Here is a 23,484-nt window from a genome sequence, read left to right on the forward strand (position 1 = left end):
TGAATTAAAACATTTCATATTTATACTTCAAATTATATGATGTAAAGAATCGATTTGCCATAGTCTATTACATTATTCGACACCCATTTGTTTTTATGTCCTTTTCCAGAGAAAATCTTTTTTGGATGGGTGGATTAAGTTATAATAGAGAGATTGGAAACTTTTTAAAAGTCATTCGGTTAGGAGCGATAGACATGCTTCAAGATATGATCTCAAAAACAGTTGTGATGGAAGCGGCTGAACAGTTTAAGCATGTACTGCCGTGCACTGATGAGAACATTCAGCTTTTGAAAAAAGCCCTTATCTTATACAGACAGGATTCCGTCTATCGGGTCAAACCGCTGAACGGGCATACGGTTACAGCCTACGTACAGGATGTTGTTCCGGTTAAGGTCGCTATCGACCTTTCCGATGTCAAAAAAAGCACATGTGCATGCCCGGCTCAAAACATCTGCCGCCATGTGCTTGCCGTTTATTTATATGTATATGCACAATATGAACGATTGGGAACATTTACAGAATTTTGGAAAGAAGCGCAAAAACAACGGGAGCGTCATGACATGCTTTCCGGGCAAATCCAGCGCGGCCTCAATTCCCGCACGCAAACGCTGCACAGCTGGATCAGCTTTTTCAAACAGGAATTCAGGCGCTGGGAAGAGCACACGCCTAAAAACCAGCAAACCATGCAGTATCTTTATTACGGCTATTTCTCAAGCTTAAAAAAGCGCACACCTCCGGAGCCTGAGCTGAAAAAAATGTATCAGATTCATGCGGCTCTTGCGACATGGCTTGCCATGCATACACTGATTGAAAAAGGCCGGATCGATCCGGAGAAAGATTTTTATTCGCTGAATCCTTATGTCGAACAGCTGATGGATACGATATACAGTTCAATTGATGAACTGAAAACATATGCGCTTTCATTTTCCCTTGATCCGTTTTTGGAGCAAACACTCGGGGTGATTCGCGAGCTTCTGCTCAAACAGGACATTTTTCAATATGAAAGACTGCGGATTTTCGGAGAGATATGGAGCGCACTCCTCTCCCGCCCAAAATGGCTGAAACAGGAGCTTGAAGTGTTAAACGAACTGAAGACGTCTCCCGAAATCCAATTCGGCCGGCTCCATCTTCAATTCCTTCTAAAAAACGACGATGTGATTTTTGAAAAAGCCGATACGTTTTCGCCGGACATTCTGCCGTATACGTTTCAATGGCTCGGGGTGATGACGGCGAAAAAAGACTGGAAACGCCTGAAAAAATGGTATGAACATCTCGAAAACCTCGCAGAAGGCTTTTGCAGACTCGACAAACCATACCGGGAAATACGGGATGTGTTAAGCGAATTTTTTCTGTTTCTCGGCGATTACAGCAAAAACACAAAGGACAAGCATATCTATGAAAGGTACAGCAGAAAATGTCTTCCTTATACATTTACGGAATACAGCCATTTTCTATATAACAAAAAGCGTTTTATGGAGTGGATGGAGATCCACAGCCTCGTCGGTTTTTCCATTTCTGAGATCGGGCAGAATGCCTTGAAGGACATCGCGGCAGCAGCACCTGAAGCGCTGATTCCATCGTACCACCGGGAAATTTCAGAGCTGATTGAACAGAGAAACCGCTCCGCTTACAAAGAAGCCGTCAAATATTTAAAAAAGCTGCGTACGTTTTATAAAAAATTAAAAAAACAAGATGTCTGGAACCGATTTATGGAACAGCTTTCAGCCCGCCATAAAAGGCTGCGGGCATTCCAGGAGGAGCTAAAGAAAGGAAAGTTGATCGATGGCGAGTCTTAAAGAAATCGTAATACATGTCGAGCAATCAGAGGACTATACATTCATTTTATCTTGTTATGATCAAGACCAGCAGCAGCTCACGCGCGGTGAAATGGAAAGGCATTTATTTCAGTGGCATGAATCATCCTTTTATGGAACTTTCCTTGAAGATGCGGGTTTAGAAACACCGGCCGTACTGCTGTCTCCATGGATGGCGGCTGAATTCCTCGGCAAAAATTCATTTAATTCCTTTAGTGAAATCCTGTTGACTGAAGAAACAGAGCCATTGATGAAAACAGCTTCAACGATTTATGAGTTTATCGCAGATCAAGATTTTCTTCCCGATTATGAAGCATGGAAGCAAGGGATGCTGCGCTGGAAGGATCAAGAAGAGCTTTTGGAAGGCTATACAGCAGAATGGTTTTCCCGCGCTGTCGAAGACTACATCAACTACAATGATGAGCTAAAAGCAAAATGGGAATCGATTGTGGAGAATTCCCCGGCGGTCACCACATTCCAGGGACATTTTCTTGATGAAGAAGATTTTCTTGAAACGATCGGCTGGCACGAAAACCCCGTGCCGTTCACCGTCGGCCTCCGTTTAAATGAACCTGAGTTTGACGGTGATGATTGGAAAATCGAATTGTTTTTGCGCGATAAAAAAAGCGGAGAAATTCGCTTTTTTGATGGTTTGAATAGACTGAAAAAATCATGGCAGACATACGCCGATAAAATCGCCCGCGAGCAAGACCGGTTCCGCCAAGTCGTTCCGTGGCTGACGATCGAATCGGGCACGACGCTGCTGTCGGAAGAAGAAGCTTGGATTTTCTTATCGGAAGCAAGCGAAACACTCATCAGCATGGGGATTGAAATCCTGCTTCCGTCATGGTGGCAAATTGTCAAAGACAGCAATATACTCCTGAAAGCGAAAGTGTCGTCAGGCCCCCGCGGCGAGTCGTTTGTCGGAATGAACGCTTTAATGGACTTCAACTGGCGGTTTGCGACAAATGGAATTGAACTCACAGAAGAAGAGTTTCACCAGCTCGTCGCCAATAAAAGGCGGCTGGTCAATATTCGCGGTCAATGGATCAAAATCGACCCGAACTTTATCAAACAAATGAAAAAGCTGATGGAACGCGCAGAAACTGAAGGCCTTCACATGTCAGATATCTTGGCGCGTGAGCTGACAGACCGAAGCGATCAACAGAAGGACGACGATCTGTTTGATGCCTCCGCTTTCAGTGATATACGGTTTGAACTGTCATATCAGCTGAAAAGCATGATCAGAAAGCTGAGCCAAAGGGATGAGCTTCCAGTCTATCCTGTCAGCAAAAGCTTTCAAGGCAAGCTCAGGGCTTATCAGGAGGACGGCTTAAACTGGCTGATCTTTCTGCGAAACTGCGGCTTCGGCGCCTGTCTTGCAGATGATATGGGGCTCGGAAAAACCATTCAGATGATTGCTTATTTTGCCTATTTAAAAGAGCAGGGGCAAAAAACGCCGTCTCTTATCATTGCACCGACGTCTGTTCTCGGAAATTGGCAGCGCGAGCTTCAAACATTCGCACCCGGCCTGTCGGTAGCGCTCCATTACGGGCCAAAACGCCCTAAAGGAGAAGCATTTCAGGAATTTTACCAAGATACGGATATCGTTTTGACGTCGTACGGTCTTGCGCAATCCGATTTTGATGATTTCCAAAGTGTGACATGGAACTGCATTTGCCTTGATGAAGCCCAAAATATAAAAAATGCGCATACAAAACAATCCCGTTCGATCAGAAAGCTGAAAGGCCTTCACCATATCGCGCTCAGCGGAACTCCGATGGAAAACCGCCTGACAGAGCTTTGGTCCATTTATGACTTTATGAATAAAGGCTATCTCGGAAGCCTTGGCAGCTTTCATAAACGCTTTGTCCTGCCGATCGAAAAAGATCGTGATGAAAAACGGATTGAACAGCTTCAGCAGCTGATAAAACCGTTTTTATTAAGGCGGACAAAACAGGATCAAGAGGTTGCACTCAACCTGCCTGAAAAACAAGAAGAAAAAGAATTCGTACCGCTCTCCGCCGAGCAGGCTTCCCTGTATGAACAGCTTGTAAAAGATACGTTTGAACATATGTCAGGCCTAGCCGGAATGCAGCGGAAGGCTTTAATCCTCAGCATGCTCGGCAAGCTGAAGCAAATCTGCGACCACCCCGCCCTTTATTTAAAAGAATTCGGGTCAGAACTTCTTAACGGCAGGTCTGTTAAACTGGAAAAACTGCTTGAATTAACAAAAAATATTCGTGAAAGTGATGAAAGCTGCCTCGTCTTTACCCAGTACCTCGGAATGGGCGAAATGATGAAACGCCTGCTTGAAAAAACATTTGGCGAACCAGTTAAGTTTTTAAACGGAAGCCTATCCAAACTGGACCGGGACAAAATGGTGGAGCAGTTTCAAAATAAGGAGTTTCCCATCCTGATCTTATCCTTAAAAGCCGGAGGAACAGGCTTGAATCTGACGGCTGCCAATCATGTCGTACACTATGACAGATGGTGGAACCCAGCGGTTGAAAACCAGGCAACAGACCGCGCATACCGAATCGGTCAAAAACGGTTTGTCCATGTTCACAAGCTCATCACCACCGGTACGATTGAAGAAAAAATCGACCGAATGCTTGAATCCAAGCAATCATTGAATGATCAGATCATTCAGAGTGAGAATTGGATCACAGAGCTTTCGGAAGATGAACTCGAAGAATTATTCACACTGAACACCTCTGCGATTACGGGTTGAATTTTTAAAAAACAGCTGTCTCAAGCGACAGCTGTTTTTTTACCCTTTAATCATCCTAAATAAGCTCAACATGATCAATGAGAAGGTAGAAGCGAGCAGTAATGAAAGACCTGCACCGCCCAAAATCATTCCATTCCATCTTCCGACGGCAAAGCTGGCGATGATCACAACAACACTCAACATCATCAAAAGGGCCGGAATACCAAACTGCAGTGCCGGCCGCTTTTTTCCAAAGATAAAGGAAATCCCCATACACGCCACGGTTAAGCAAATGGTCACCAGCCAGAATTCCATTGAATCCCTCCTTTGTGCAGCATCTTAAAATTGAATATGCTCTAGTGCCGCTTTAACATTCATATATGTTTTCAAACCGCCGAAATCCACTCTGAGCTCGGCCATTTTCATGGCAAGATCTGTTTGAATTCCCGTAACCAAAAACTCTGTTCCCGTAAGCGAAATCAGATCGTGAAGTTTGAAAATGGCGTCGGCGACAAACGTATCAATACCCAGCAGTCCTGATAAATCGATAATAAAGTAGTCATCTTTTGAATGCATGATATATGTAGACACTTTTTCAAGCATATTTTGAAAGCGCTGCTCTGTCAATGTTCCGATCACCGGCAGAATTGATATGCCATCCTTCACCGGGACGATGGGAGTTGAAATGGCGAGCACTTCATCAAGCGAATTCGACAGCTGCTTTTGCTGCTCTCTTTCAGATGTCACATCCTTTTGAAAACCGATAAAATAAAGCTTCTCTTTTCCGCCCTCTGTGAAACGCAAAGGCTCAATCACCACTTCGTTCCAAAACATAGTGCCGTCTTTTTTATAATTTTTCAGCTGAACCGCAGCACTTTCTTCCTTTTTAATGGCTCTTCTGACTTTTTCCAATTCGGATCGATTGGAATCATTCCCCTGAAGAAAGCGGCAGTTCCGTCCAACCGCTTCCTCCTCTGAATAACCGGTCAATTGCAAGAAGCCCTTGTTTACGAAAATAATGGGATGATCGGGCAATGACGGATCTGTAATCGTCAAACCCATCTTCATATGGTCGACCGCTTTTTTCAGCAGGTTAAGCTTGTACAGCAGATTAGCGGATGTTTGATGCATTCATTACTCTCTCCTTCTACATCGTCTGGTGGCCGGAATCCGTTGGTGAATTTCCCGTTTTCAGCCGTTTTCAAACATCCCATTTTGAAAGAATTAAAAAAGCGGGTCATTCTCAGAAAAGAACAACCCGCTGCTTAATCGCACTCCCTCATCGTTACGCTGCCGGTTTCCAGCTCCGGCATCACGCCGATAGAAAAGGATGTGCGAATTAAACCGATTTTACATTTTGTTCAATAAGCTTGTGGAGGATGTGTGCCACGCCATTCTCATCATTTGTCGGCGCCACTTCATCTGCCAGCTCTTTAATGTCCTCGCGTGCGTTTCCCATAGCAAAGCTTTTTCCCGCTATTTTCAGCATGGAACAGTCGTTGAGGCTGTCGCCGACAGCAGCTGTTTCATGAAGCGGAATGCCGAGCTTTTGAGAAAGCTTTTCTAGAGCGAGCCCTTTTGAAGCCTGAAGATGCTCTATCTCAAAGTTATGCTCTGCGGAAGTGACAAGCGTGATATCTTTTGCATCTTTAAAACGCTGCCAGCCTTCCTCAAGCTTTTCTTGATCAAAAGAAAAACCTAAGATGTTGTATACATTTACGCTTCGATCAGGCTGATAGAGCTCCCGATAGGAGCGGATATATGCGTATCCATGCTGGCTGATCTGCTGTTCGGCGGCCTGCTCCAGCCTAGAAAAATCAGCGTCGGGATTTGCGCTTTTCAGTCGATCCAATTCGATCTCGAGCAGCTCTTTTCCATTTTGCAGAGTAAAGATCGCATCGTCGCTGAATACTTCATAATAGTAATTCTTTTCTTCAAGCCACTCGAGAATTCCTTCTGCCTTCTTAGAGTCTATCGGCACGGCATGATAAAGGCGCCCTTCAGGATCGTGAATCACCGCTCCATTGGCGCTGATGATCCATGTTTTAATACCGGTCGACTGAAAAATCGCCTGCACATCAAATGAAGCCCTTCCTGTGGCAATCACTACTTCAATCCCGTTGTCCCGAGCTTTTTTAATCGCATCTATGCTGTCCTTTGCGACTTTGCTTTCACTGTTTAGCAGTGTCCCATCCAAATCTACCGCGATCATTCTCATCTTCTGTATTCCCCCTCTTAAGTTCCTTCATGCTCTGCCACAAGCAGCTCCACCCCGTGTTCATCAAGCAGTCTCTGAAAATCTTCTGACGGCAGCCGGTCTGTGATCAGAAGATCAATATCGCTTAGCTCAGCATACCGATAAAAATCCGTCCTGCCGATTTTCGAATGGTCGGCGAGTGCAATCACTTGTTTTGCCTGGGAAATGATTTTTCGCTTCACCATTCCATCCTCTTCATGAGCGATGGTCAATCCGTGCTCAGAGATCCCTACTACACCGATCAGCGCTTTATCAACATGATAGCACGACAGCTTTTCAGTAACAGAAGCCCCATATAAAAATCGGTGCTCTTTCTGAAGTTTTCCGCCAAGGAGATGAATGCAAGCCCCCTGTTTTGACGAAAGAACCTCCGCCTGGTTAATCGAGTTGGTAATAATCGTGCAATTGATATCAGGCAAATGCTCAGCACACGACTGAACAGTGGTGGAAGCATCCAAAATGATACGGTCGCCTTCTCTGATTAAAGAAGCGGCTACTTTACCGATCATGCTCTTTTCCTCTGACACGATATTCAGCCTTCCAGAATAATCTTTGATTTCATCATGAATGGTAGGCAGAATGGCTCCGCCTCTCGTCCTGATAATCGCGCCCTGCTCATTCAGCTTGACAAGGTCGCGCCTCGCCGTATCTCTTGAAACCTGGAATAAAGAACAAATCTGCTCTACGGAAATCCGTTGATGCTCCTTCAAATAGTCAATGATGGAAATTAGCCTTTCCTCTTGATACACTGGATCATCCCTTTAATAATTAAGTAATCATCATTATCTATAAGTAATTATAAGTTTAAAAAATAAATAAATCAAGTTTATATAAGTGTTTTTAAGCAAAAAAAAGCCTGAGGGCTGAATTGATATTCCAGCACCACTCAGGCTATCATGCTATAGTGAGAACGTTCCATATTGAGATTGCCACACATGACGAAATCCATGGATATCGCGATTTGCAGCAGGGTGGTCAGCCAAATGTTTTAAAAGCTCAGGGCTGATCGTCGCTTCATGGCTCCCCGCTTCCATCGCGGCGAGAATTTGGCTGTTATGTTTAAAGCTTGCCGCAAGCACTTTGCAGTTAAAACCGTATGATCTGAACAAATCGGCAATCGTTTTGACAACACCCGCCCCATCACCGTATTCATGATCAATCCTGTTGACATATGGTGCGACATAGCCGGCTCCGGCCTTTGCCGCAAGAACTGCCTGTAGAGGAGTATAAATGGTTGTCCCTGTGGTGCGGATACCGTCTGCTGAAAGCTCCCGTATTGCACGCAAGCCTTCTTTGCTCACAGGGATTTTAATCCATACATTTCCGTCCAGCCAGTCATAAAGTGTTCTTGCCTGATCAATCATGCCTTTACAATCATCCGCAATGATTTGGACGTGAAGAGGCAGGCGATCGGGAAGAAGATGGCGAATCTCTTGGATCTGCTGTTTAAAAGGCCGTTTTTCCTTTGCAATCAAGGCGGGATTCGTCGTCACACCGTCAATGGGAAACGAAGCTAGCAAACTTTCAATCTCGGATATATCAGCGGAATCCACCAGCAGTTTCATCCTGTTCACCCCCTCTGATTTAATGCATGACCTGTCCTCCGGTTACATTAATCGATTGCCCCGTCATATAGGAAGCTTTATCAGATACGTAAAATAATATGGCATTGGCGATGTCATCATACGTACAGCCCCGTCCCAGCGGCACTTTTTCCGTATAAACGCGTTCCACTTCGTTTTCAGGAATGCCGAGTTTTTTCGCGTACTGCGGAATTAAGCTTTGAAACATCGGGGATTTCAATAGATTCCCCGGCATTATGCTGTTCACACGAATGTTGTGCTCGGCAAGATCAAGCGCCAGGCTTTGAGTCAGGCCGACACCTCCGAACTTTGAAGCTGAATAAGCCGTGTTATGTTTGCTGCCGACTTTTCCAGATTTCGAGTTGATTTGAATCATTGAGCCGCCTCCCTGCTCAATCATCACTTTTGACGTCTCCCTTGCACATAGAAAGTATCCTGTAAGGTTGACATCAAGAGTCCGCTCCCAATCCTTCAGCTGAAAATCGGTGATTTTATTGCTTGTGGCGATCCCCGCGCTGTAAACCATCACATCAATTGTGTTGAATTCTGCAGTAACTTTCTCAATCATGTCCTTCACATCTGCTTCTTTCGTAAAATCCGCTTGAATGGCCAAAGATTTTTTACCGTATTTCTCAGCCGCTTGATCGGCAGTCCTTTTAGCGTTTTCACCGTTGATATCTGCAATCGCAACATCATATCCGGCTTCTGCCATGCGATAGGACAGCGCTTCTCCCAGGCTCTGTCCCCCGCCGCAAATCAAAGCCGCTTTTCCTTTTTTGATTTCCATATTGCACCCGCTCCTTAACAACATCTTTTGATTTGAATGCTCTCTCCAGCCAAAACCTCAGGTAATTCTTTCTGTTCGAGATACAGTGTTCCGGGCAATTCAGCAGATTTTGAGCCATCAAATTTCAGCGTAATATGACCCAGGCTTGCCAGATTTTTTGCGACAGCTTCTCCAACGGCTGTCACCCTGTAAGATTCTCCGCCGAGCAAAAGTTCGTCGCCTTCTCTGAAGTCGCCTTCCACAGGCTCTATGTCAATGGATAAACAGTAATCTTTTAATTCATCCGGCGCCCCGTCACCGAACAGGATGAGCATGTTGTCATCTGAGAAAGCAGATGACAGAGCTCCAATCTTGTTTATTTTTGTTTCATACAGCATGACCATCATTTCTCCCTCCTTTAGAAAATCTAGCTGTCATATAGTCCAAAGCTTGCCAGCCAAGCAATGAATACAGTCGGCGCCCCCGTTAAAAACCGCGAATACAGCACCGATGGCACCCCGACTTCAACGGTTTCGACTTCCGCTTCCGCAAGTCCGAGGCCGACGGGAACAAAGTCTGCGGCAGCTTGTGAATTGATGGCAAATAACGCCGGAAGCGCCAAATTCGGCGGGATGTTCCCTTTTCCGATCTCTACGCCGATCAATGAACCGACAACCTGAGCAATGACCGCCCCTGGCCCGAGAAACGGAGAGAGCAGCGGAAAAGAACAAACAAGCGAGATTAATAGGAGCCCGGGAAGAGAACCTGCAAAAGGAGACAGAAATTGAGCAAAAATGTCGCCGATTCCAGACTCTTTAATCACGCCGATTAACAAAGCGACAAAGGCCATAAATGGAAGAATCGTTTTGATAACGGTTTCAATCGCCTCCCGGCCCGCCTGGTAGAACACGCTGACAACGGACCCCATCGCCATCCCGATTCTAGCCATAACGCCTTTTGGGGCTTGTTGTTCACTAATTTTTTTCTCTGTGCTATAATGGTTTTGTTTATTTTCATTATGATTTTCTTTTAGAATATTGGACTGTTCCGGCTCCTCTTCAGCCTCTTGCAGTTTGATATTCTCTTTTTTTACGCCTGAAACATAAATATCCTCTGTAATATGGGCGGCGAGCGGCCCGCTTTTTCCGGTTGCCATGAGATTGATTGTCGGAATTCGTTTTTGCGGATAAAGACCGCAGCGCAGTGTTCCCCCACAGTCAATGATCACGGCGGCCATCTCTTTTTCAGGAACCGTCGTTTTAAAACCGTCGACAAGCTCACACCCTGTCAGCTCTGCTAAATAGTCAGCGATCTCCGGCTTGTTTCCTCCCGTCACATAAACGATTTTATTTTTCTGCTCATCAGGGGTGATCAAAAGCGGTCCGCCAAATCCTCCCTGCCCTTTTGAAACGACAACTGAACGATAGGAACTCATGTTATCAACCGCCCTCCTTATTTAAGATCTACCGAATCTTTCAATTGAATGCCCTGCTGCTTAGCTGCATATGCTGTCGTCAAATCCGTCACCCAACCTCTCAGAAAGTTTGTAAAAATACCGACTAAAAAATAGCGGAGAGCAAGCTCTGTCGTTTCATGCCCCAAGGTCGTAATGCCGGCGGCAATCCCAAGAAATACGAAAAGTTCGCCGGGATTTACATGGGGAAAGAGTCCGTTATGGGTATGACAAGAATAAGAAGCAGCCGCATAATAGCTTGGTTTATATTTCTCCGGCAAAAACTTTCCAAGCGACAGCGTCATTGGATTTGCAAGCATAAAGGTACCGATGACCGGCAAAACCAGATACCTTGTCAAAGGGTTTTTTCCGGATTTTTTGGCAAGCATTTCAACGCGTCTTTCTCCAATCAGACGTATGAGCGCATTCATGGCGACAAGCAGCATAATTAATAAAGGAACGATGTCTGTAAGCATGCTGACAAAAACCTCTCCGCCATGTCTGAACAAATCCATAAACTTCTCTGCAAGCCCTGTTACGTTTTTCATATTTCACCTCTTTTTTTCGTATGAACACTCATTATTTTTTGAAGCAATGATTTCTTTGGCGGAATATCACCCCCTTTAGTGATGATGTCAAATGTTCTCAAGGCATCTTCTATTGCAAGTCTTGTCAGACGGTCATGCGGAGCAAGATCATCCGGCCCGATTTTGAGCAAATATTTCCCCTCAAATCCTTTTAAAGGCCTGATCCTTGAAAAAACCGTCACTCCCTGCATTTTGGATGCCCGAAGAATTTTGTTTCGCTTATCAATAACAAACAGAACGACCGTACCGGCTCTGAATAGCCCGGTCCGCCTTCCGACAGCAACCCTTCCCAACTTCCTGTATTCCGCAAATGTTTGATTAAAATGCCTGATTTGCCAAAAACCAAAGATGCTTTGGAGAAGCCAGGCTATCCCAATGGCGATAATAAAATAAAAGATCATTTTTGATTCTTCATCTCCTCGGCGATTTCTCTCGCTGTTTCGGCAGTTGTCACCAATATGTTGATATAGCCGCCTTTTGCTGCTCCTATAATTGAAGGAACCTTTTCATGGGACTCAGCGAGACCGATAGAATACTCCAGATTCTTCAGCCTATTGATGTCTATTGCAATGGTTCTATCATTAATCTCCGTCTCTATTAATTGTCCTGTACGGTCAAAAAAGCGGGAGCATATATCTCCGACAGCATGTTTCTCTTTTAAACACTCCATATCTTGATCCCCGTAAAACCCGGTCCAGATCATGTTGGAAGAACTAAGCGGCGCTCCGATTCCCACAGCTGCCACGGTAAGACTGTTCCATAGATTTTCGATTTTTTTGAAATAGTGGGATTTCACGATTTCGTCTTTCGTTTCCTTTTTTTCAACGACTGCCGCCGCATCGATAAAGTGCGGGGTGCCTCCAAAGTCGCTGGCGATAGAGTAAACGATGCTGTTCACATGATATTTCGTATCCATTGCTCCGGGACCGCCGACAAGCGGAACAAAAGAAGCGCTCCGTTTTTTCACGCCGTGGAATTCTCCGATCATTCCCGCCATCGTCGTCCCCCAGGCAAAACCGACTGTATCTCCGTCTTTAACGACGCGTTTTAAAATATCTGCGCCTGCTTTGCCGACGATTTTTTTCTTTTCTTCTTCGGCCTGCCCTGGATTCGTCTCACAAATGTATACTTCTCTAAGTCCCAGGAGCTGTTCAAGTTTGCGTTCCAAATCGTAATGTGCTCCGACATGATCATCAATTGTAATTTTGACGATCCCTTCCTCCCTCGCTTTTTTCAGCATGCGCCCGACAGTTGTCCTGTATATTCCCGTCGCTTTTGCAATCTGGCTTTGTGTCAGATCTTCTTCGTAATACATTTTGCAAATTTTAATCAAAAGGCGTTTATCATCCTTCATCTCCATATGATCACCCTTTTCCATTGCACATTTGTGCAAACATTGAACATTTGTTGTGTATTCGCTTACATTATACATATGAGAATTTTCCGAGTCAATTTAAATTTGTCTTTTTTTTGTCCAAATAAAAAAACCGGTCGTAAAAGACCGGCTATAAAGGGGATAAAACGGGGAGTTGATTGATTTTATATAAGAAAAGAGGTATAGAGGGAATCATTTTACTTCTCTAAGCGTCAGCGGATTCACGGGGCTTTTCACCCAAAAACCGTACTGAGCGGGCAACAACTTCTGTTTTAAAGACGCGCTTCCCTTCTGAATCAACATCATTTCGGGTCTGAATTCTTCCATTCAGACCGATGATTGATCCTTTTCTGCAATATTCGGCTGTATTCTCAGCCGTTTTGCGCCACAGTGTACAATTGACAAAGTCCGTTTCAATTTCGCCGCCGGCATTTTTGAAATGCCTGCTGACAGCCAAGATAATATTCGCAACCGGGACACCGTTAGATGTATGGCGAAGCTCCGGGTCTTTTGTTAAACGCCCGACCAGCATGATCTGATTAAACATTTTGTCCCTCCCTTCATATTCGATATCCCCAGTTTATAAGAGAAGAGCTTTCAAGAAAAATGCAGATAAAAGGAAAATAGTTTATCAAAACTTGCTTTCTTATTATAATTTTTGTTTTTTCTTCCCACTAATTATGAACATCATTTCTTTTTTATTTGAGAAATACGTATTTTTTAAAAACTGCAAGAAAACAGGAGATGCCAGCCACTGATCAGAATACAAGCGGACATATGAGCCTCCGTCCCAAGCGTATTGCCGAAATGACAATTCTTTTTCTTTAAATGCGGCGTGAAATTCGTATATCTCCATCTTATCCTTTGTCACATAACGAAAGACAATGCTTTCATGGTCACGCATATCAATCTCATACTTTTTGTTTCCGGCCAAAAAGCGAATCAAAGGTCTATATTGAAGACAGTCAGCAGCTGGATTGTTGTTTATCACCAATACTTCCTTTAAGTAAAAATGGTTCATAAGTCACCTCCTGCTCAATATCACCTAAAGTATAAATAAAAACAAAGCATTATAAAATACTTTTTGAAAAATTTAAAATAAGAGGATCAATCATGCAGCCGCTGTTTAGGAGCTCTCATATTGAATGTGATATAATGGTTATATAACTAAGGAAGCTTGTGAGGTGATAGGATGAAAACCTTTAGGCTTATTGATTTAAAAGTCGTCCGCCAGGATGAGACATCAAAACGGCTCGAGGAGTTCCCGCTGATCGACGGCCTGATTATTAATAAGGAAGACGGAGAAAACCATTGGATGGCCGAGGGGCTTGTCTTAAAGGAATACCGGTATTTTTTTGAATACCTTATGCAGGAAGGCAAAGAAGTGAAAGCATATGTGACGATTACTAAAAAAAGCAATCGGCCGGCACAGCTTCTGGCAAAGGTTAAAAACATCACGGTTCTCGGTGAACATGTTTCCGTTTTATTGGATGGCAAAATGGTCAGTTCCAAGCTGAGGAAGGATTCCGACAAGATTTTAGAAGGGTTGATGAAGGAAGGATATTCCGGAGATCGGCTTCTAGAAGCGTTCAAACAAAATATATAGGAAAGGCTGTCTGGGAAACGACAGCCTTTTCGTCCGCGTTTTTTTAAGATTGCTTCGACTGCTCTTTTAATAGATCGCGAATTTCTTTGAGCAATTCTTCCTGAGGATCTGGCACAGGTTCCTCTTCCTTCGCGTCTTCCTTCTTCTTCAATTTTGAGATATAGCGGATGAATAGAAAAATCGAAAACGAAATGATAAAGAAGTTCACAATCGACTGAATGAATAGCCCGTACTTTACATCAGCTTCGCCAAATGTAAATGAAAGCTCCGAAAAATCCAAACCTCCAAGCAGAAGACCCAGTATAGGCATAATCAAATCATTGACAAGCGAGGTCACGATTTTCCCAAAGGCGCCTCCGATAATAACCCCTATTGCGAGATCGATTACATTTCCTCGGATCGCAAAGCTTCTAAAATCTTTCCACATAAAAGGATCACCTTTTCCTTTCGTTATAAAAAAACAAATGGGTTCATGCTAAACCCATCTGCTCAGTATTATTCCTGTTTTTCTCCAAGAGAAAACATCAGCTCGGCCTCACAAACGACTTCGCCGTCTACCTTTGCGACGCCTTTTCCTTTGCCGATTGAACCGCGAAAACGGAGCACTTCAAGTTCAAGGTGCAGCTGGTCGCCCGGTTTGACTTGCTTTTTGAAACGGCAGCTGTCAATCCCCGCAAAGAACGCGAGTCTTCCGCGGTTTTCTTCCTTCATCAGAAGCGCCACAGCTCCGATTTGCGCGAGCGCTTCAACAATCAAAACACCCGGCATCACCGGATAATTCGGAAAATGGCCGTTAAAAAATTCTTCATTAACCGTGACATTTTTATAACCTGCAGCCCGCTTCCCTTCCTCTACTTCTGTCACCCGGTCAATGAGCAAAAAGGGATAACGGTGGGGAATAATTTCTTTAATTTGCTGAGCATCAAGCATCGCCTTGACATCTCCTTTTTTGAGAAATATGTATAGAACAATGTTTCGGTGCCTCATTCTGTACATCTGGAAGTATATTATGAAACGGAATCTTTTTCAACAGAAGATGTCAAACAAGCTCTGCCGACCCTGTTTGAAGGCGGCGTTTGAATGATTCGAGCCCCAAGCTTAACCGCCAAAGCCGGCTGCAAAAGGCCCGGACCGTTCTCTCGGGATAAAGCTGCCCGTTCTTTTAAGGCGATCACGAACGTCTCAAAAACACAGGCACAGCATGCCGTAACAAAAAAAGAGCAGACGGGGCCTGACCCACGTCTGCTCTTTTCTTCAATATATCAGCGCACTGAATTGATGAGTCCCATCATTTGATCACCCATCGAGATCGCACGCGAATTCATTTGATAAGACCGCTGCGAGGAAATCAAATCACTCATTTCTTTTGAAACATCTACATTGGACGCTTCAAGAAAGCCTTGTTTTATCGAGACATCCTGCCGTCCCGCCCCGTTTAAATTGATGAGAGCCGTATCTCTCAAATCATCGCGGACAGAAAAAAGATTGCTCCCTGCCTCTGCCAGAGCCTGAGGTTTGACTGCCTGGGCAATGCCTAAGCTGAAGCTTAAAGGCGCTTCGTTTTGATTGCCTGATGATACGGTAACCGTCCCGCTTCCGTCAATTTGAAAATTTTTGTAGCGCTGGTTGAAGCGGATAGCATTGCCGTTCTCATCGAGCACAGGATGCCCTTCTTTCGTCACCAGCTGCAGCTGGTCGGCATTTCCCGCTGCAGGTGCCAAATAAAATGCGCCATCCCTTGTATATTGGACTTCTCCGTCGACATCAACCTGGAAGTATTGGTAAGGGGAAGTCAGAGCGATATCAAGCTCTCGTCCCGTTTCCTTTATGCTCCCTTGTTTATGTGTCAACTGGTCTGTCAACACAGCTCCGACGCCAACCCGAAGTCCCGGCGGCGTCTTTCTGCTTTCTGCCACTTCATTGTTCTTCTCATTCACCTGTTCAATCTGCTGTCTGACAAGCTCCGAAAAGCTCGTGTTTTTCGCTTTATATCCCGTCGTGTCTGTGTTTGCAAGGTTATGGCTGATATGATCAATCTGTTTTTGCAGCTGATTCATTGTGTTTGAAGCCGTTATCATGGATCTAAGCATTGTGTTTTAACATCCTCCATTTAATTCGCTGGAAACAGCTCATTCGCCTTATCCGATCCTTCCAATTTCGTTCGCCGCTTTATCCATGCTTTTATCATAAGCCTGAAGGACTTTTTGGTTGGCTTCGAACGAACGGTAAGCAGCAGTCATTTCCGTATAATCTCTTGTGATATCAACATTCGACCGTTCCGTCATCCCCTGTTTGACGGAGTAATTGACATTGGGGTTTTCAGCTGCGCTCGGCAGCTCTCCTCCATTTTCAGTCCGATACAAATCATTTCCTTCTCTTGCTACATTTCTTGTATCAAGCGCGATTCTCACATCAATTCTTCCAAGGTTTTGTCCGTTTTCAGACACAGTGCCGTCTTCAGCAACTTGAAAGTTCTCGCTTCCCACGGTGATCGGACGGCCATCTGTGGAAAGAACGGCATGTCCGTTAATCGTCAGTTCATTATTTTCATTTAGGGAAAAGCGGCTGCTTCGTGAATAGCGAATGTCTCCATTCTCAAGCCGGACAGCATAAAACAAGGCCGCTTTATCGTTCGTTTGTTCATTGACCGGGACTTCCGCTTCACTGATCGCAATATCTGTCGGCTCATTTGTGCTTTGCAGATCGCCTTGTGAAAATTGCGGCTTCAGTTCCTGCATATAAACGCCAGTGTTGATAGATCCGATGGGCGTCTGTTTTGAAAATGAACGGGAGCCGCTGCCCATTTGAACAGAATCTGATTCCATCCGGCTCAGAAGCATGTCAGGAAAGGAGCGAATTGAGCCTTGGTCTTCTTTATAACCCGGTGTATTCGCATTTGCTATATTATTCGTCAGCATTTCCGTACGGCGCTGCTGGGTGATCATAGCGGAAGTTGCTGTATAAAGTCCTTTTAACATCATTTCACCTCAAATATGTGTAATGACTCCAGATGAAGAGCCTGGAGCTGTAAGGAAAACCAAGAGTTTTTTATAACCTCGGCTCGTTGGAGAAAATTTCACTTGCCGAACAGGAACATTTGTTCTATAATAACATTCAAATATCTATTCTTTTTATCGGCAGCTTTTCGTTTCCTTTAAAGCTTTTACATCAAAAAACCTCATTCTAAAAGAATGAGGCCCTTTGATTAGCTCAGTTTGCGTTTTGGAAGCTTGTCCATGTTATCAAGCATGACGCCTGTACCGACCGCCACACAATCCATCGGATTCTCAGCAACGAGCACCGGAACTTTAAGCTCTTCTGCAAGAAGCTGGTCAAGACCGTTTAGCAGTGCACCGCCTCCTGTGATGATAACGCCTCTGTCAATGATGTCTGCTGAAAGTTCAGGCGGTGTTCTTTCAAGCACTTGTTTGGCAGCCTGTACGATAACAGATACAGATTCGCGAAGCGCTTCTTCAACTTCTTTGCTCGTTACCGTAATAGTTCTCGGCAAGCCAGAGACCATGTCACGGCCGCGGATAGAGATTTCCTCATGACGTGCGTCTGGGAAAACAGTTGCGACTTTAATCTTAATGTCTTCAGCTGTCCGTTCACCTATTAACAGTTTGTATTCACGTTTGATATAGTTTAGTATTTCAAGATCAAACTTGTCCCCAGCCATTTTAATAGAAGAGGCGGTGACAATATCGCCCATTGAGATGACTGCGATATCTGTCGTTCCACCGCCGATATCCACTACCATATTCCCGCTTGGCTGAAAAATATCCATCCCTGCGCCGATTGCGGCTACCTTTGGCTCTTCTTCAAGGTACACATGCTTTCCGCCGCTTTTTTCAGCAGCTTCTTTAATAGCCTTCTGCTCGACAGACGTAATATTTGTAGGGCAGCAAATCAGCATGCGCGGCTTTGAGAAAAGACCTTTTACATTCAACTTGTTAATGAAATGTTTCAGCATGGCTTCTGTTACTTCAAAATCTGCAATAACGCCGTCTTTTAATGGACGTATCGCAACAATATTCCCAGGTGTACGTCCTACCATTCTCCTTGCTTCCTCACCAACAGCGAGCACTTTGCCATTGTTTTTGTCCAGAGCAACGACTGATGGTTCATTTAAGACAATACCTTTTCCTTTGACATGGATCAGCACATTTGCTGTACCAAGGTCAATACCAATATCCCTTGCAAACATCTATCTATATCCTCCTCGAAATCTGTTTCACAGCAATATCCACATTCTGCCCTAATTATATATTTTATCATAAATATTAGAAAAAAAAGCGTTATTGTTAAAGTTCTTCACAAAATTTTGTGGCTTTTTACGGAGGATACCGGGAAATTCTGAAAAACATTGCTCATATCTGGTTCATTATTCCTTATTGGACAGGCTCCCTTTCAAGGATTTCATCTTTCTTATATTTCAATTTTGTTGCTTCTCCGCCCCGCAAATGTCTGATTGATTTATGATAATCAAGAATTCCCTTTACTTCATTGGCTAAATCAGGATTAATTTCAGGCAGCCTTTCTGTCAAATCCTTGTGAACGGTACTTTTGGAAACACCAAACTCCTTCGCTATTACACGAACCGTTTTTTTCGTCTCCACGATGTACTTCCCTATCTTGATTGTTCGCTCTTTGATGTAATCGTGCACACCACTCGACCTCCCTAAAATGGATGTGAGAAGTGTGAAATGAGATCCGTTTTATGAAAGAAATCACTATTTGCGCTGTTTCTCCGTTTTATGCTTTTCCAAGTAGAATTTTGAAATACGCCCACGATCCCTCACCTCAAACACTCTCTTTGTTAGGTTTGTATCAGTGTATTAGCATTTAAATGGGATTATGCTAAAAACTCAAGGAGGACAAGGGGTTTATCAGGCAAATTTATTTCGGGTTTCAAAAATTTTTACTTTACAGTATTCAGTACATCCAGTAAAATGAGTAAAGTTTATTATTTACCTAGGTAAATATTTTGAAGGAGTTCATATGGAACATATCAATCGAATGATTATCCACCAACTTAATCAAAGCACGCGGATGATTTCCAAGAAAACGAATGAACAGCTCGAATCATACGGCCTTTACGGTGCTCAGTGGTCAATTTTGTACTGTCTTCATACCTTTGGCCAGATGACTCAAAAAGATATATGGACTTATCTGCACGTTGAGGCACCGACAGTGACCCGAACCGTCAACCGCCTTGAGAAAAACGGCTGGGTGCAAAGAGTCCCAGGCGAGGACAAAAGGGAAAAGGTCGTCAAGATGACGGATGAAGCCGCAATTAAATACGATGAGATTCAGTTAAAAATGAAAGAATTCGAAGAGGAAATGCTTTCCGTATTTGAAGACAACGATAAAAAAACATTTCAGCGTTTATTACATCAATTCATAGCAGGAAATAAGAAGGAGTTGTAGCCTATGAAACAATCTGAACCGATTTGGACAAGAGATTTTATCATGGTTGTTCTCATTAATTTGTTTATATTTGTCTATTTTTATGCTCTGCTGACAGTCCTTCCCGTCTATACGATGCAGGAGCTCGGAGGCTCCGAATCAGAAGGCGGGCTTTTGATCAGCGGGTTTATGCTGTCTGCGATTTTTGCGAGACCATTTTCGGGAGCGGTCATCGAACGGTTCGGAAAAAAAAGAATGGCTTTAATCAGCGTCGTATTATTCACTCTTTCATCATTTCTTTATGTCATCATCCAGGATATCTATGTACTGCTGGGTCTGCGCTTTTTCCAGGGCATCTGGTTCAGCATCATTACAACAGTAACGAGTGCCATTGCCGCTGATTTGATTCCGTCGGCGCGCCGGGGGGAAGGGCTTGGCTACTTTGCCATGTCAATGAATCTGGCTGTTGTCATCGGACCGTTTATCGCCTTGAACCTGCTGGATAAAATGAGCTTTCCGGCGCTGTTCACTTTATTTTCAGCGATCGTCACCATCGGCATTCTCTGTACCGCCTTGGTTCGGATTCCTAAAGAGAATGACAAGGTATCAGCAGTTTTCAAACTATCTTTTTCCAATATGTTTGAAAAAGGTGCAATGCGGATTGCTACTGTCGGATTGTTCGTTTCCTTTTGCTATTCCAGCGTCATTTCGTTTATCTCGGTTTATGCAAAGTCTCTCGGACTTATTGAAGCAAGCAGCTATTTCTTCTTGATTTTCGCAGTGACGATGATGATCACACGGCCGTTTACCGGAAAACTGTATGATAAAATCGGCCCTGGCGTCGTTATTTACCCGTCTATTATCATTTTTTGCATCGGGCTTTGCGTGCTTGCTTTTACAAATAGCAGTGCGATGCTGCTGCTTTCAGGGGCAGTCATCGGCATCGGCTACGGCTCGATTACACCTTGTCTGCAAACACTTGCGATCCAGGCTTCACCGCCTCATCGCAGCGGTTATGCAACGGCTACTTATTTTACCTTTTTTGATACCGGGATTGCAGTCGGGTCCTATGTATTCGGCTTAATTGTCGCCCAAACCGGCTTTTCAAACATCTATTTATTCTCAGGTATTTTCGTGCTTGTCAACCTGTTCCTCTATACTTGGAGCCGGAAGCCTGTATTCCTAAAGGAAAAAAGAAATATATCAATAGCGGATTGATCCTTCATCATTTTGCCGGGCATAAAAAGGGGCCCGGCTTTTTTGATTACACAGCTCAAATCTTGATTTAAAATGAAACCTTTATGAATGTCATATCGTCCCCTAACTGTCTGAGAAAAATAGAATTCTATTGATAAATACTGAAAGGTGATTTTGTGAACTACGAATTATTCAACGCAATCCATAATCTATCACACCACAGCAATATTCTTGACAGTTTCATGATTTTCATTACGGAAAACGCGATTTACCTGTATGCGCTGGCGTTGTTAGCCATATGGCTTTTCGGAGGCCATTCCTATAAAAAAAGCGTTCTTCAGGCAGGCTTCACAGGCATTTTAGGCTTGGCGGCCAATTATCTGATTACCTTGATTTACTTCGAGCCGCGTCCTTTCATCGCTCACCATGTCAATGTATTGATTCATCATGCCGCTGATGCGTCCTTCCCAAGCGATCATACGACAGGAGCTCTGGCTATTTCTATAGCTTTTTGGCTGTTCCACCGTAAAATCGGCAGCTTTATGATCGCCTTTGGTTTATTGACGGGCTTCTCCCGCATCTGGGTAGGGCACCATTATCCGGTTGATGTTTTAGGAAGCATATTGGTAGCTGTCTTGGCTTCTCTGATTGTGCTCAGATTTTCCAAATACTTAAATCCGCTTTTCACTTGGATCATTTCCCTCTACGATTCTATTGTGCACCGATTTTAAAAAGCGATTTTCAGATAGTTTCCGAAAATGCAAAAACCCTGGCAGGGGATACGGCGGTATCCGGCTGTCAGGGCTTTTTGCATTATTTTAATGCATCTGTTAATGGCGGAACGATTTGTTTTTTACGGGACACTACGCCTTTCAGCGTCGCCGTGTTATCTGTCAGTTCAACGTTGAACGCTTTTTCCATTGCTTGCGCAGCTTGTCCTGAAGCGACGACGACAGAGTCGTTCGTTAAGATGTCGGTCACAACGAAGACAAATAAATCCAATCCTTTTTCAGCAACTACTTTTGAAAGCGCCGCGTCTACTTCCTCTTTGCGGGAAAGGACATCATTTGTATCGACTGTATTCACCTGAGCGATCTCCACTTTATGGCTTCCCATCGTAAACTCTTTCGCATCAAGCGAGAGAAGCTGAGGAATCGTTTTTGCGCTCAGATCGGCGCCCGCTTTCAGCATCTCCAGTCCATAGCTTTCAGCATCAACGCCGGCGATTTCAGCCAATTCTTTTGCCGCTTTGACATCTTCCTCCGTGCAAGTCGGAGATTTAAATAAAAGGGAGTCTGAAATGATGGCTGACAGCATGAGTCCGGCCGTTTCTTTTTTAATTTCAACACCGTTTTCTTTATACAGCTTGTTTAAAATCGTCGCCGTACATCCTACCGGCTCTGCGCGATAGTATAAAGGATCACTTGTTTCAAAATTGGCGATCCGGTGGTGGTCGATGACTTCAAGCACGCGAACCTGGTCCAGGTCATTGACGCTCTGCTGGCGTTCGTTATGGTCAACCAAAATGACGCTGTCTGTTTCATTAGCTACAGTCTCTACAAGACGCGGAACTTCTGCATTGAACTGATCAAGCGCATATTGGGTTTCCCCGTTGACTTCCCCTAAGCGGACAGGTTCTGCATCAAGTCCGAGCTTGTTTTTCAATTCAGCATATGCAATCGCTGAACAAATCGTATCCGTATCCGGATTTTTGTGGCCAAAAATAAGTACTTTGCTCATGATATAACTCCTTACTTTTGTTTTTATAGTAAGCTTACCTGACAATAAAAAAATCTGCAAACCTGTCATTAATTTTAATATTTACGAAGTGTTTTGTCATTTTAAAAAATAAAAAAAGAGCCGTTCGGCTCTTTTAATCTCCATAGTCAGGTGTATTGTGGCTTTGTTTCGGCGCCGGCTTTAAGACAGGTTTTTCTCCGTAAGCGACCGGGCCGCTCTCATATTGGAATTTAGCTCCGTCCGGCGCCTCCTCTTTCAGCCAATCAAACTGTGCGCTTTCCTCTCCATCTGAAAAGTTGTATAAAGTGTGCGCATATTCTTCTTTCTCATACCCTTGAGGAACCGTACTCGGCACGACGACACCTTCTTTTTCTTCCAATTCCCGAATCGCGGCCAGCCACTGGTTTTGATGCATAGTATCTCTGGCCAAAAGAAAGCCCAGCATATCTTTTACACCTTTGTCACCTGTCATCTCATACAGCCTGGCGACTTGCAGCCGTCCTTGTGATTCTGCATTGACATTCGCACGCAGGTCGGCGAGAAGATTGCCGCTGGCCACAATATAGCCCGCATTCCATGGAACGCCTGTGCTGTTTTCCGGCATAGCTCCAAGGCCTGAAACGATCGCATGATGAGGGTTCATCCCGCCCATGATTGAACCGATGACCGGGTCATTGGCCGCTTCTTCCTGTTCATAAACAGGAGCATCTTCCAGCAGCCGCGCAATCATCGTCGCAATCATTTCGACATGACCGATTTCTTCAGCAGCAGTATCCATGATTAAGTCTTTGTATTTTTCATTTCCTCTCGTATTCCAGCCCTGAAACAAATACTGCATAGCTACCGAAATTTCGCCATACTGGCTCCCGAGAATCTCCTGCATTTTCTTTGCAAAGACAGGGTCCGGCCTTTCAGGCTTAGCCGGGTATTGCAGAACCTTCGAATGTTTGAACAAATGAAACACTCCTCTTTTTTATGCTGCTG

At 44.2% G+C, this 23,484-nt stretch carries 27 protein-coding genes; 6 read left to right on the forward strand and 21 right to left on the reverse strand.

What is annotated here, in order from left to right:
* The first annotated feature begins 194 nt into the window (after nucleotides 1-194).
* A complete protein-coding gene (locus tag RBH91_RS20120) occupies nucleotides 195-1,796 on the forward strand; it encodes an SWIM zinc finger family protein (RefSeq protein ID WP_307892699.1) in 1,602 nt (533 codons plus the stop codon).
* Nucleotides 1,783-4,548: a DEAD/DEAH box helicase gene (locus RBH91_RS20125; RefSeq protein WP_307892700.1), complete on the forward strand. Its 2,766-nt coding sequence runs from the start codon at nucleotides 1,783-1,785 to the stop codon at nucleotides 4,546-4,548. Before RBH91_RS20120 ends, RBH91_RS20125 begins: the two co-directional genes overlap by 14 nt.
* A gap of 39 nt (nucleotides 4,549-4,587) precedes the next feature.
* Here the strand turns inward: RBH91_RS20125 and RBH91_RS20130 are convergent, their stop codons facing one another.
* From RBH91_RS20130 to RBH91_RS20190, 13 genes are all read right to left on the reverse strand, one after another.
* A complete protein-coding gene (locus tag RBH91_RS20130) occupies nucleotides 4,588-4,842 on the reverse strand; it encodes a YesK family protein (protein WP_307892701.1) in 255 nt (84 codons plus the stop codon).
* A 24-nt stretch (nucleotides 4,843-4,866) separates the two neighbouring features.
* Nucleotides 4,867-5,658: a YtvA family blue-light photoreceptor gene (locus tag RBH91_RS20135; RefSeq protein WP_307892702.1), complete on the reverse strand. Its 792-nt coding sequence runs from the start codon at nucleotides 5,656-5,658 to the stop codon at nucleotides 4,867-4,869.
* A 208-nt stretch (nucleotides 5,659-5,866) separates the two neighbouring features.
* Nucleotides 5,867-6,745 (reverse strand): Cof-type HAD-IIB family hydrolase, encoded by an 879-nt coding sequence (locus tag RBH91_RS20140; protein WP_307892703.1) that lies wholly within the window; start codon nucleotides 6,743-6,745, stop codon nucleotides 5,867-5,869.
* A gap of 17 nt (nucleotides 6,746-6,762) precedes the next feature.
* Nucleotides 6,763-7,533, reverse strand: a complete 771-nt coding sequence (locus RBH91_RS20145) for a transcriptional regulator GlcR (protein WP_307892704.1) — start codon at nucleotides 7,531-7,533, stop codon at nucleotides 6,763-6,765.
* Nucleotides 7,534-7,683: 150 nt separating this feature from the next.
* Nucleotides 7,684-8,349, reverse strand: coding sequence for a transaldolase family protein (locus RBH91_RS20150; protein WP_307892705.1), 666 nt, complete (start codon nucleotides 8,347-8,349; stop codon nucleotides 7,684-7,686).
* A 19-nt stretch (nucleotides 8,350-8,368) separates the two neighbouring features.
* Nucleotides 8,369-9,154 (reverse strand): sorbitol-6-phosphate dehydrogenase, encoded by a 786-nt coding sequence (gene srlD / locus RBH91_RS20155; RefSeq protein ID WP_307892706.1) that lies wholly within the window; start codon nucleotides 9,152-9,154, stop codon nucleotides 8,369-8,371.
* 14 nt (nucleotides 9,155-9,168) lie between these two features.
* Nucleotides 9,169-9,537 (reverse strand): PTS glucitol/sorbitol transporter subunit IIA, encoded by a 369-nt coding sequence (locus RBH91_RS20160; protein WP_307892707.1) that lies wholly within the window; start codon nucleotides 9,535-9,537, stop codon nucleotides 9,169-9,171.
* A gap of 23 nt (nucleotides 9,538-9,560) precedes the next feature.
* Entirely contained in the window at nucleotides 9,561-10,568 is a 1,008-nt protein-coding gene (srlE, locus tag RBH91_RS20165) for a PTS glucitol/sorbitol transporter subunit IIB (protein ID WP_307892708.1), read from the reverse strand.
* Between the two features lie 17 nt (nucleotides 10,569-10,585).
* Nucleotides 10,586-11,134, reverse strand: a complete 549-nt coding sequence (srlA, locus tag RBH91_RS20170) for a PTS glucitol/sorbitol transporter subunit IIC (RefSeq protein ID WP_076759150.1) — start codon at nucleotides 11,132-11,134, stop codon at nucleotides 10,586-10,588.
* The gene (locus RBH91_RS20175) at nucleotides 11,131-11,574 is read right to left on the reverse strand and encodes a transcriptional regulator GutM (protein WP_307892709.1); all 444 of its coding nucleotides are present in this window, start codon (nucleotides 11,572-11,574) and stop codon (nucleotides 11,131-11,133) included. Before RBH91_RS20175 ends, srlA begins: the two co-directional genes overlap by 4 nt.
* Nucleotides 11,571-12,533 carry a sugar-binding transcriptional regulator gene (locus RBH91_RS20180; protein WP_307892710.1) on the reverse strand — a complete coding sequence of 321 codons (963 nt, stop codon included), beginning with the start codon at nucleotides 12,531-12,533 and terminating at the stop codon, nucleotides 11,571-11,573. The genes RBH91_RS20175 and RBH91_RS20180 overlap by 4 nt, the downstream gene beginning before the upstream one ends.
* A 220-nt stretch (nucleotides 12,534-12,753) precedes the next feature.
* Complete coding sequence (gene ssb, locus RBH91_RS20185; RefSeq protein WP_076759159.1) at nucleotides 12,754-13,095, reverse strand: single-stranded DNA-binding protein; 342 nt, start codon at nucleotides 13,093-13,095, stop codon at nucleotides 12,754-12,756.
* Between the two features lie 102 nt (nucleotides 13,096-13,197).
* A complete protein-coding gene (locus RBH91_RS20190; protein ID WP_076759162.1) occupies nucleotides 13,198-13,569 on the reverse strand; it encodes a hypothetical protein in 372 nt (123 codons plus the stop codon).
* Nucleotides 13,570-13,740: 171 nt separating this feature from the next.
* On the opposite strand from RBH91_RS20190, the gene RBH91_RS20195 reads away from it, so the two are divergent.
* Nucleotides 13,741-14,154 carry a YwpF-like family protein gene (locus RBH91_RS20195; protein WP_307892711.1) on the forward strand — a complete coding sequence of 138 codons (414 nt, stop codon included), beginning with the start codon at nucleotides 13,741-13,743 and terminating at the stop codon, nucleotides 14,152-14,154.
* Between the two features lie 43 nt (nucleotides 14,155-14,197).
* Here RBH91_RS20195 and mscL read toward each other — a convergent pair whose 3' ends face one another.
* From mscL to spoIIID, 6 genes are all read right to left on the reverse strand, one after another.
* Nucleotides 14,198-14,581, reverse strand: coding sequence for a large conductance mechanosensitive channel protein MscL (gene mscL, locus RBH91_RS20200; protein ID WP_307892712.1), 384 nt, complete (start codon nucleotides 14,579-14,581; stop codon nucleotides 14,198-14,200).
* Between the two features lie 68 nt (nucleotides 14,582-14,649).
* Nucleotides 14,650-15,084 (reverse strand): 3-hydroxyacyl-ACP dehydratase FabZ, encoded by a 435-nt coding sequence (gene fabZ, locus RBH91_RS20205; protein ID WP_307892713.1) that lies wholly within the window; start codon nucleotides 15,082-15,084, stop codon nucleotides 14,650-14,652.
* A gap of 332 nt (nucleotides 15,085-15,416) precedes the next feature.
* Nucleotides 15,417-16,244, reverse strand: a complete 828-nt coding sequence (locus tag RBH91_RS20210; RefSeq protein ID WP_307892714.1) for a flagellar hook-basal body protein — start codon at nucleotides 16,242-16,244, stop codon at nucleotides 15,417-15,419.
* A 48-nt stretch (nucleotides 16,245-16,292) separates the two neighbouring features.
* The gene (locus tag RBH91_RS20215) at nucleotides 16,293-17,132 is read right to left on the reverse strand and encodes a flagellar hook-basal body protein (protein WP_307892715.1); all 840 of its coding nucleotides are present in this window, start codon (nucleotides 17,130-17,132) and stop codon (nucleotides 16,293-16,295) included.
* A 227-nt stretch (nucleotides 17,133-17,359) separates the two neighbouring features.
* Nucleotides 17,360-18,361 carry a cell shape-determining protein Mbl gene (gene mbl, locus RBH91_RS20220; RefSeq protein WP_148956849.1) on the reverse strand — a complete coding sequence of 334 codons (1,002 nt, stop codon included), beginning with the start codon at nucleotides 18,359-18,361 and terminating at the stop codon, nucleotides 17,360-17,362.
* 184 nt (nucleotides 18,362-18,545) lie between these two features.
* The gene (gene spoIIID, locus RBH91_RS20225) at nucleotides 18,546-18,821 is read right to left on the reverse strand and encodes a sporulation transcriptional regulator SpoIIID (protein ID WP_076759177.1); all 276 of its coding nucleotides are present in this window, start codon (nucleotides 18,819-18,821) and stop codon (nucleotides 18,546-18,548) included.
* 334 nt (nucleotides 18,822-19,155) lie between these two features.
* Between spoIIID and RBH91_RS20230 the strand changes: the two genes are divergently transcribed.
* The 3 genes from RBH91_RS20230 to RBH91_RS20240 all read left to right on the forward strand — a co-directional run bounded on the left by RBH91_RS20230 (nucleotide 19,156) and on the right by RBH91_RS20240 (nucleotide 21,491).
* Nucleotides 19,156-19,584, forward strand: a complete 429-nt coding sequence (locus RBH91_RS20230; RefSeq protein WP_076759184.1) for a MarR family winged helix-turn-helix transcriptional regulator — start codon at nucleotides 19,156-19,158, stop codon at nucleotides 19,582-19,584.
* A gap of 3 nt (nucleotides 19,585-19,587) precedes the next feature.
* Entirely contained in the window at nucleotides 19,588-20,781 is a 1,194-nt protein-coding gene (locus RBH91_RS20235; RefSeq protein ID WP_307892716.1) for an MFS transporter, read from the forward strand.
* Nucleotides 20,782-20,936: 155 nt separating this feature from the next.
* On the forward strand, nucleotides 20,937-21,491 hold the full coding sequence (locus tag RBH91_RS20240; RefSeq protein ID WP_307892717.1) for an undecaprenyl-diphosphatase: 555 nt from the start codon (nucleotides 20,937-20,939) through the stop codon (nucleotides 21,489-21,491).
* 82 nt (nucleotides 21,492-21,573) lie between these two features.
* Here the strand turns inward: RBH91_RS20240 and RBH91_RS20245 are convergent, their stop codons facing one another.
* The gene (locus RBH91_RS20245; protein WP_307892718.1) at nucleotides 21,574-22,500 is read right to left on the reverse strand and encodes a manganese-dependent inorganic pyrophosphatase; all 927 of its coding nucleotides are present in this window, start codon (nucleotides 22,498-22,500) and stop codon (nucleotides 21,574-21,576) included.
* 133 nt (nucleotides 22,501-22,633) lie between these two features.
* Nucleotides 22,634-23,455 (reverse strand): manganese catalase, encoded by an 822-nt coding sequence (locus tag RBH91_RS20250; protein WP_307892719.1) that lies wholly within the window; start codon nucleotides 23,453-23,455, stop codon nucleotides 22,634-22,636.
* Between the last annotated feature and the right edge of the window lie 29 nt (nucleotides 23,456-23,484).

Origin of the sequence: Bacillus swezeyi (assembly GCF_030908325.1) — a bacterium.
Lineage (GTDB): Bacteria > Bacillota > Bacilli > Bacillales > Bacillaceae > Bacillus > Bacillus swezeyi.

Bases quoted from the DNA above. Each gene is read 5' to 3' on its own strand.
- RBH91_RS20175 (WP_307892709.1), bottom strand. From the start codon at position 11,574: ATGATCTTTTATTTTATTATCGCCATTGGGATAGCCTGGCTTCTCCAA.
- RBH91_RS20210 (WP_307892714.1), bottom strand. From the start codon at position 16,244: ATGCTTAGATCCATGATAACGGCTTCAAACACAATGAATCAGCTGCAA.
- fabZ (WP_307892713.1), bottom strand. From the start codon at position 15,084: ATGCTTGATGCTCAGCAAATTAAAGAAATTATTCCCCACCGTTATCCC.
- srlD (WP_307892706.1), bottom strand. From the start codon at position 9,154: ATGGAAATCAAAAAAGGAAAAGCGGCTTTGATTTGCGGCGGGGGACAG.
- RBH91_RS20230 (WP_076759184.1), top strand. From the start codon at position 19,156: ATGGAACATATCAATCGAATGATTATCCACCAACTTAATCAAAGCACG.
- RBH91_RS20195 (WP_307892711.1), top strand. From the start codon at position 13,741: ATGAAAACCTTTAGGCTTATTGATTTAAAAGTCGTCCGCCAGGATGAG.
- RBH91_RS20120 (WP_307892699.1), top strand. From the start codon at position 195: ATGCTTCAAGATATGATCTCAAAAACAGTTGTGATGGAAGCGGCTGAA.
- RBH91_RS20235 (WP_307892716.1), top strand. From the start codon at position 19,588: ATGAAACAATCTGAACCGATTTGGACAAGAGATTTTATCATGGTTGTT.
- RBH91_RS20125 (WP_307892700.1), top strand. From the start codon at position 1,783: ATGGCGAGTCTTAAAGAAATCGTAATACATGTCGAGCAATCAGAGGAC.
- mscL (WP_307892712.1), bottom strand. From the start codon at position 14,581: ATGTGGAAAGATTTTAGAAGCTTTGCGATCCGAGGAAATGTAATCGAT.
- RBH91_RS20130 (WP_307892701.1), bottom strand. From the start codon at position 4,842: ATGGAATTCTGGCTGGTGACCATTTGCTTAACCGTGGCGTGTATGGGG.
- RBH91_RS20150 (WP_307892705.1), bottom strand. From the start codon at position 8,349: ATGAAACTGCTGGTGGATTCCGCTGATATATCCGAGATTGAAAGTTTG.
- RBH91_RS20140 (WP_307892703.1), bottom strand. From the start codon at position 6,745: ATGAGAATGATCGCGGTAGATTTGGATGGGACACTGCTAAACAGTGAA.
- mbl (WP_148956849.1), bottom strand. From the start codon at position 18,361: ATGTTTGCAAGGGATATTGGTATTGACCTTGGTACAGCAAATGTGCTG.
- srlE (WP_307892708.1), bottom strand. From the start codon at position 10,568: ATGAGTTCCTATCGTTCAGTTGTCGTTTCAAAAGGGCAGGGAGGATTT.
- RBH91_RS20135 (WP_307892702.1), bottom strand. From the start codon at position 5,658: ATGCATCAAACATCCGCTAATCTGCTGTACAAGCTTAACCTGCTGAAA.
- RBH91_RS20190 (WP_076759162.1), bottom strand. From the start codon at position 13,569: ATGAACCATTTTTACTTAAAGGAAGTATTGGTGATAAACAACAATCCA.
- RBH91_RS20245 (WP_307892718.1), bottom strand. From the start codon at position 22,500: ATGAGCAAAGTACTTATTTTTGGCCACAAAAATCCGGATACGGATACG.
- RBH91_RS20180 (WP_307892710.1), bottom strand. From the start codon at position 12,533: ATGGAGATGAAGGATGATAAACGCCTTTTGATTAAAATTTGCAAAATG.
- RBH91_RS20160 (WP_307892707.1), bottom strand. From the start codon at position 9,537: ATGGTCATGCTGTATGAAACAAAAATAAACAAGATTGGAGCTCTGTCA.
- ssb (WP_076759159.1), bottom strand. From the start codon at position 13,095: ATGTTTAATCAGATCATGCTGGTCGGGCGTTTAACAAAAGACCCGGAG.
- srlA (WP_076759150.1), bottom strand. From the start codon at position 11,134: ATGAAAAACGTAACAGGGCTTGCAGAGAAGTTTATGGATTTGTTCAGA.
- RBH91_RS20215 (WP_307892715.1), bottom strand. From the start codon at position 17,132: ATGTTAAAAGGACTTTATACAGCAACTTCCGCTATGATCACCCAGCAG.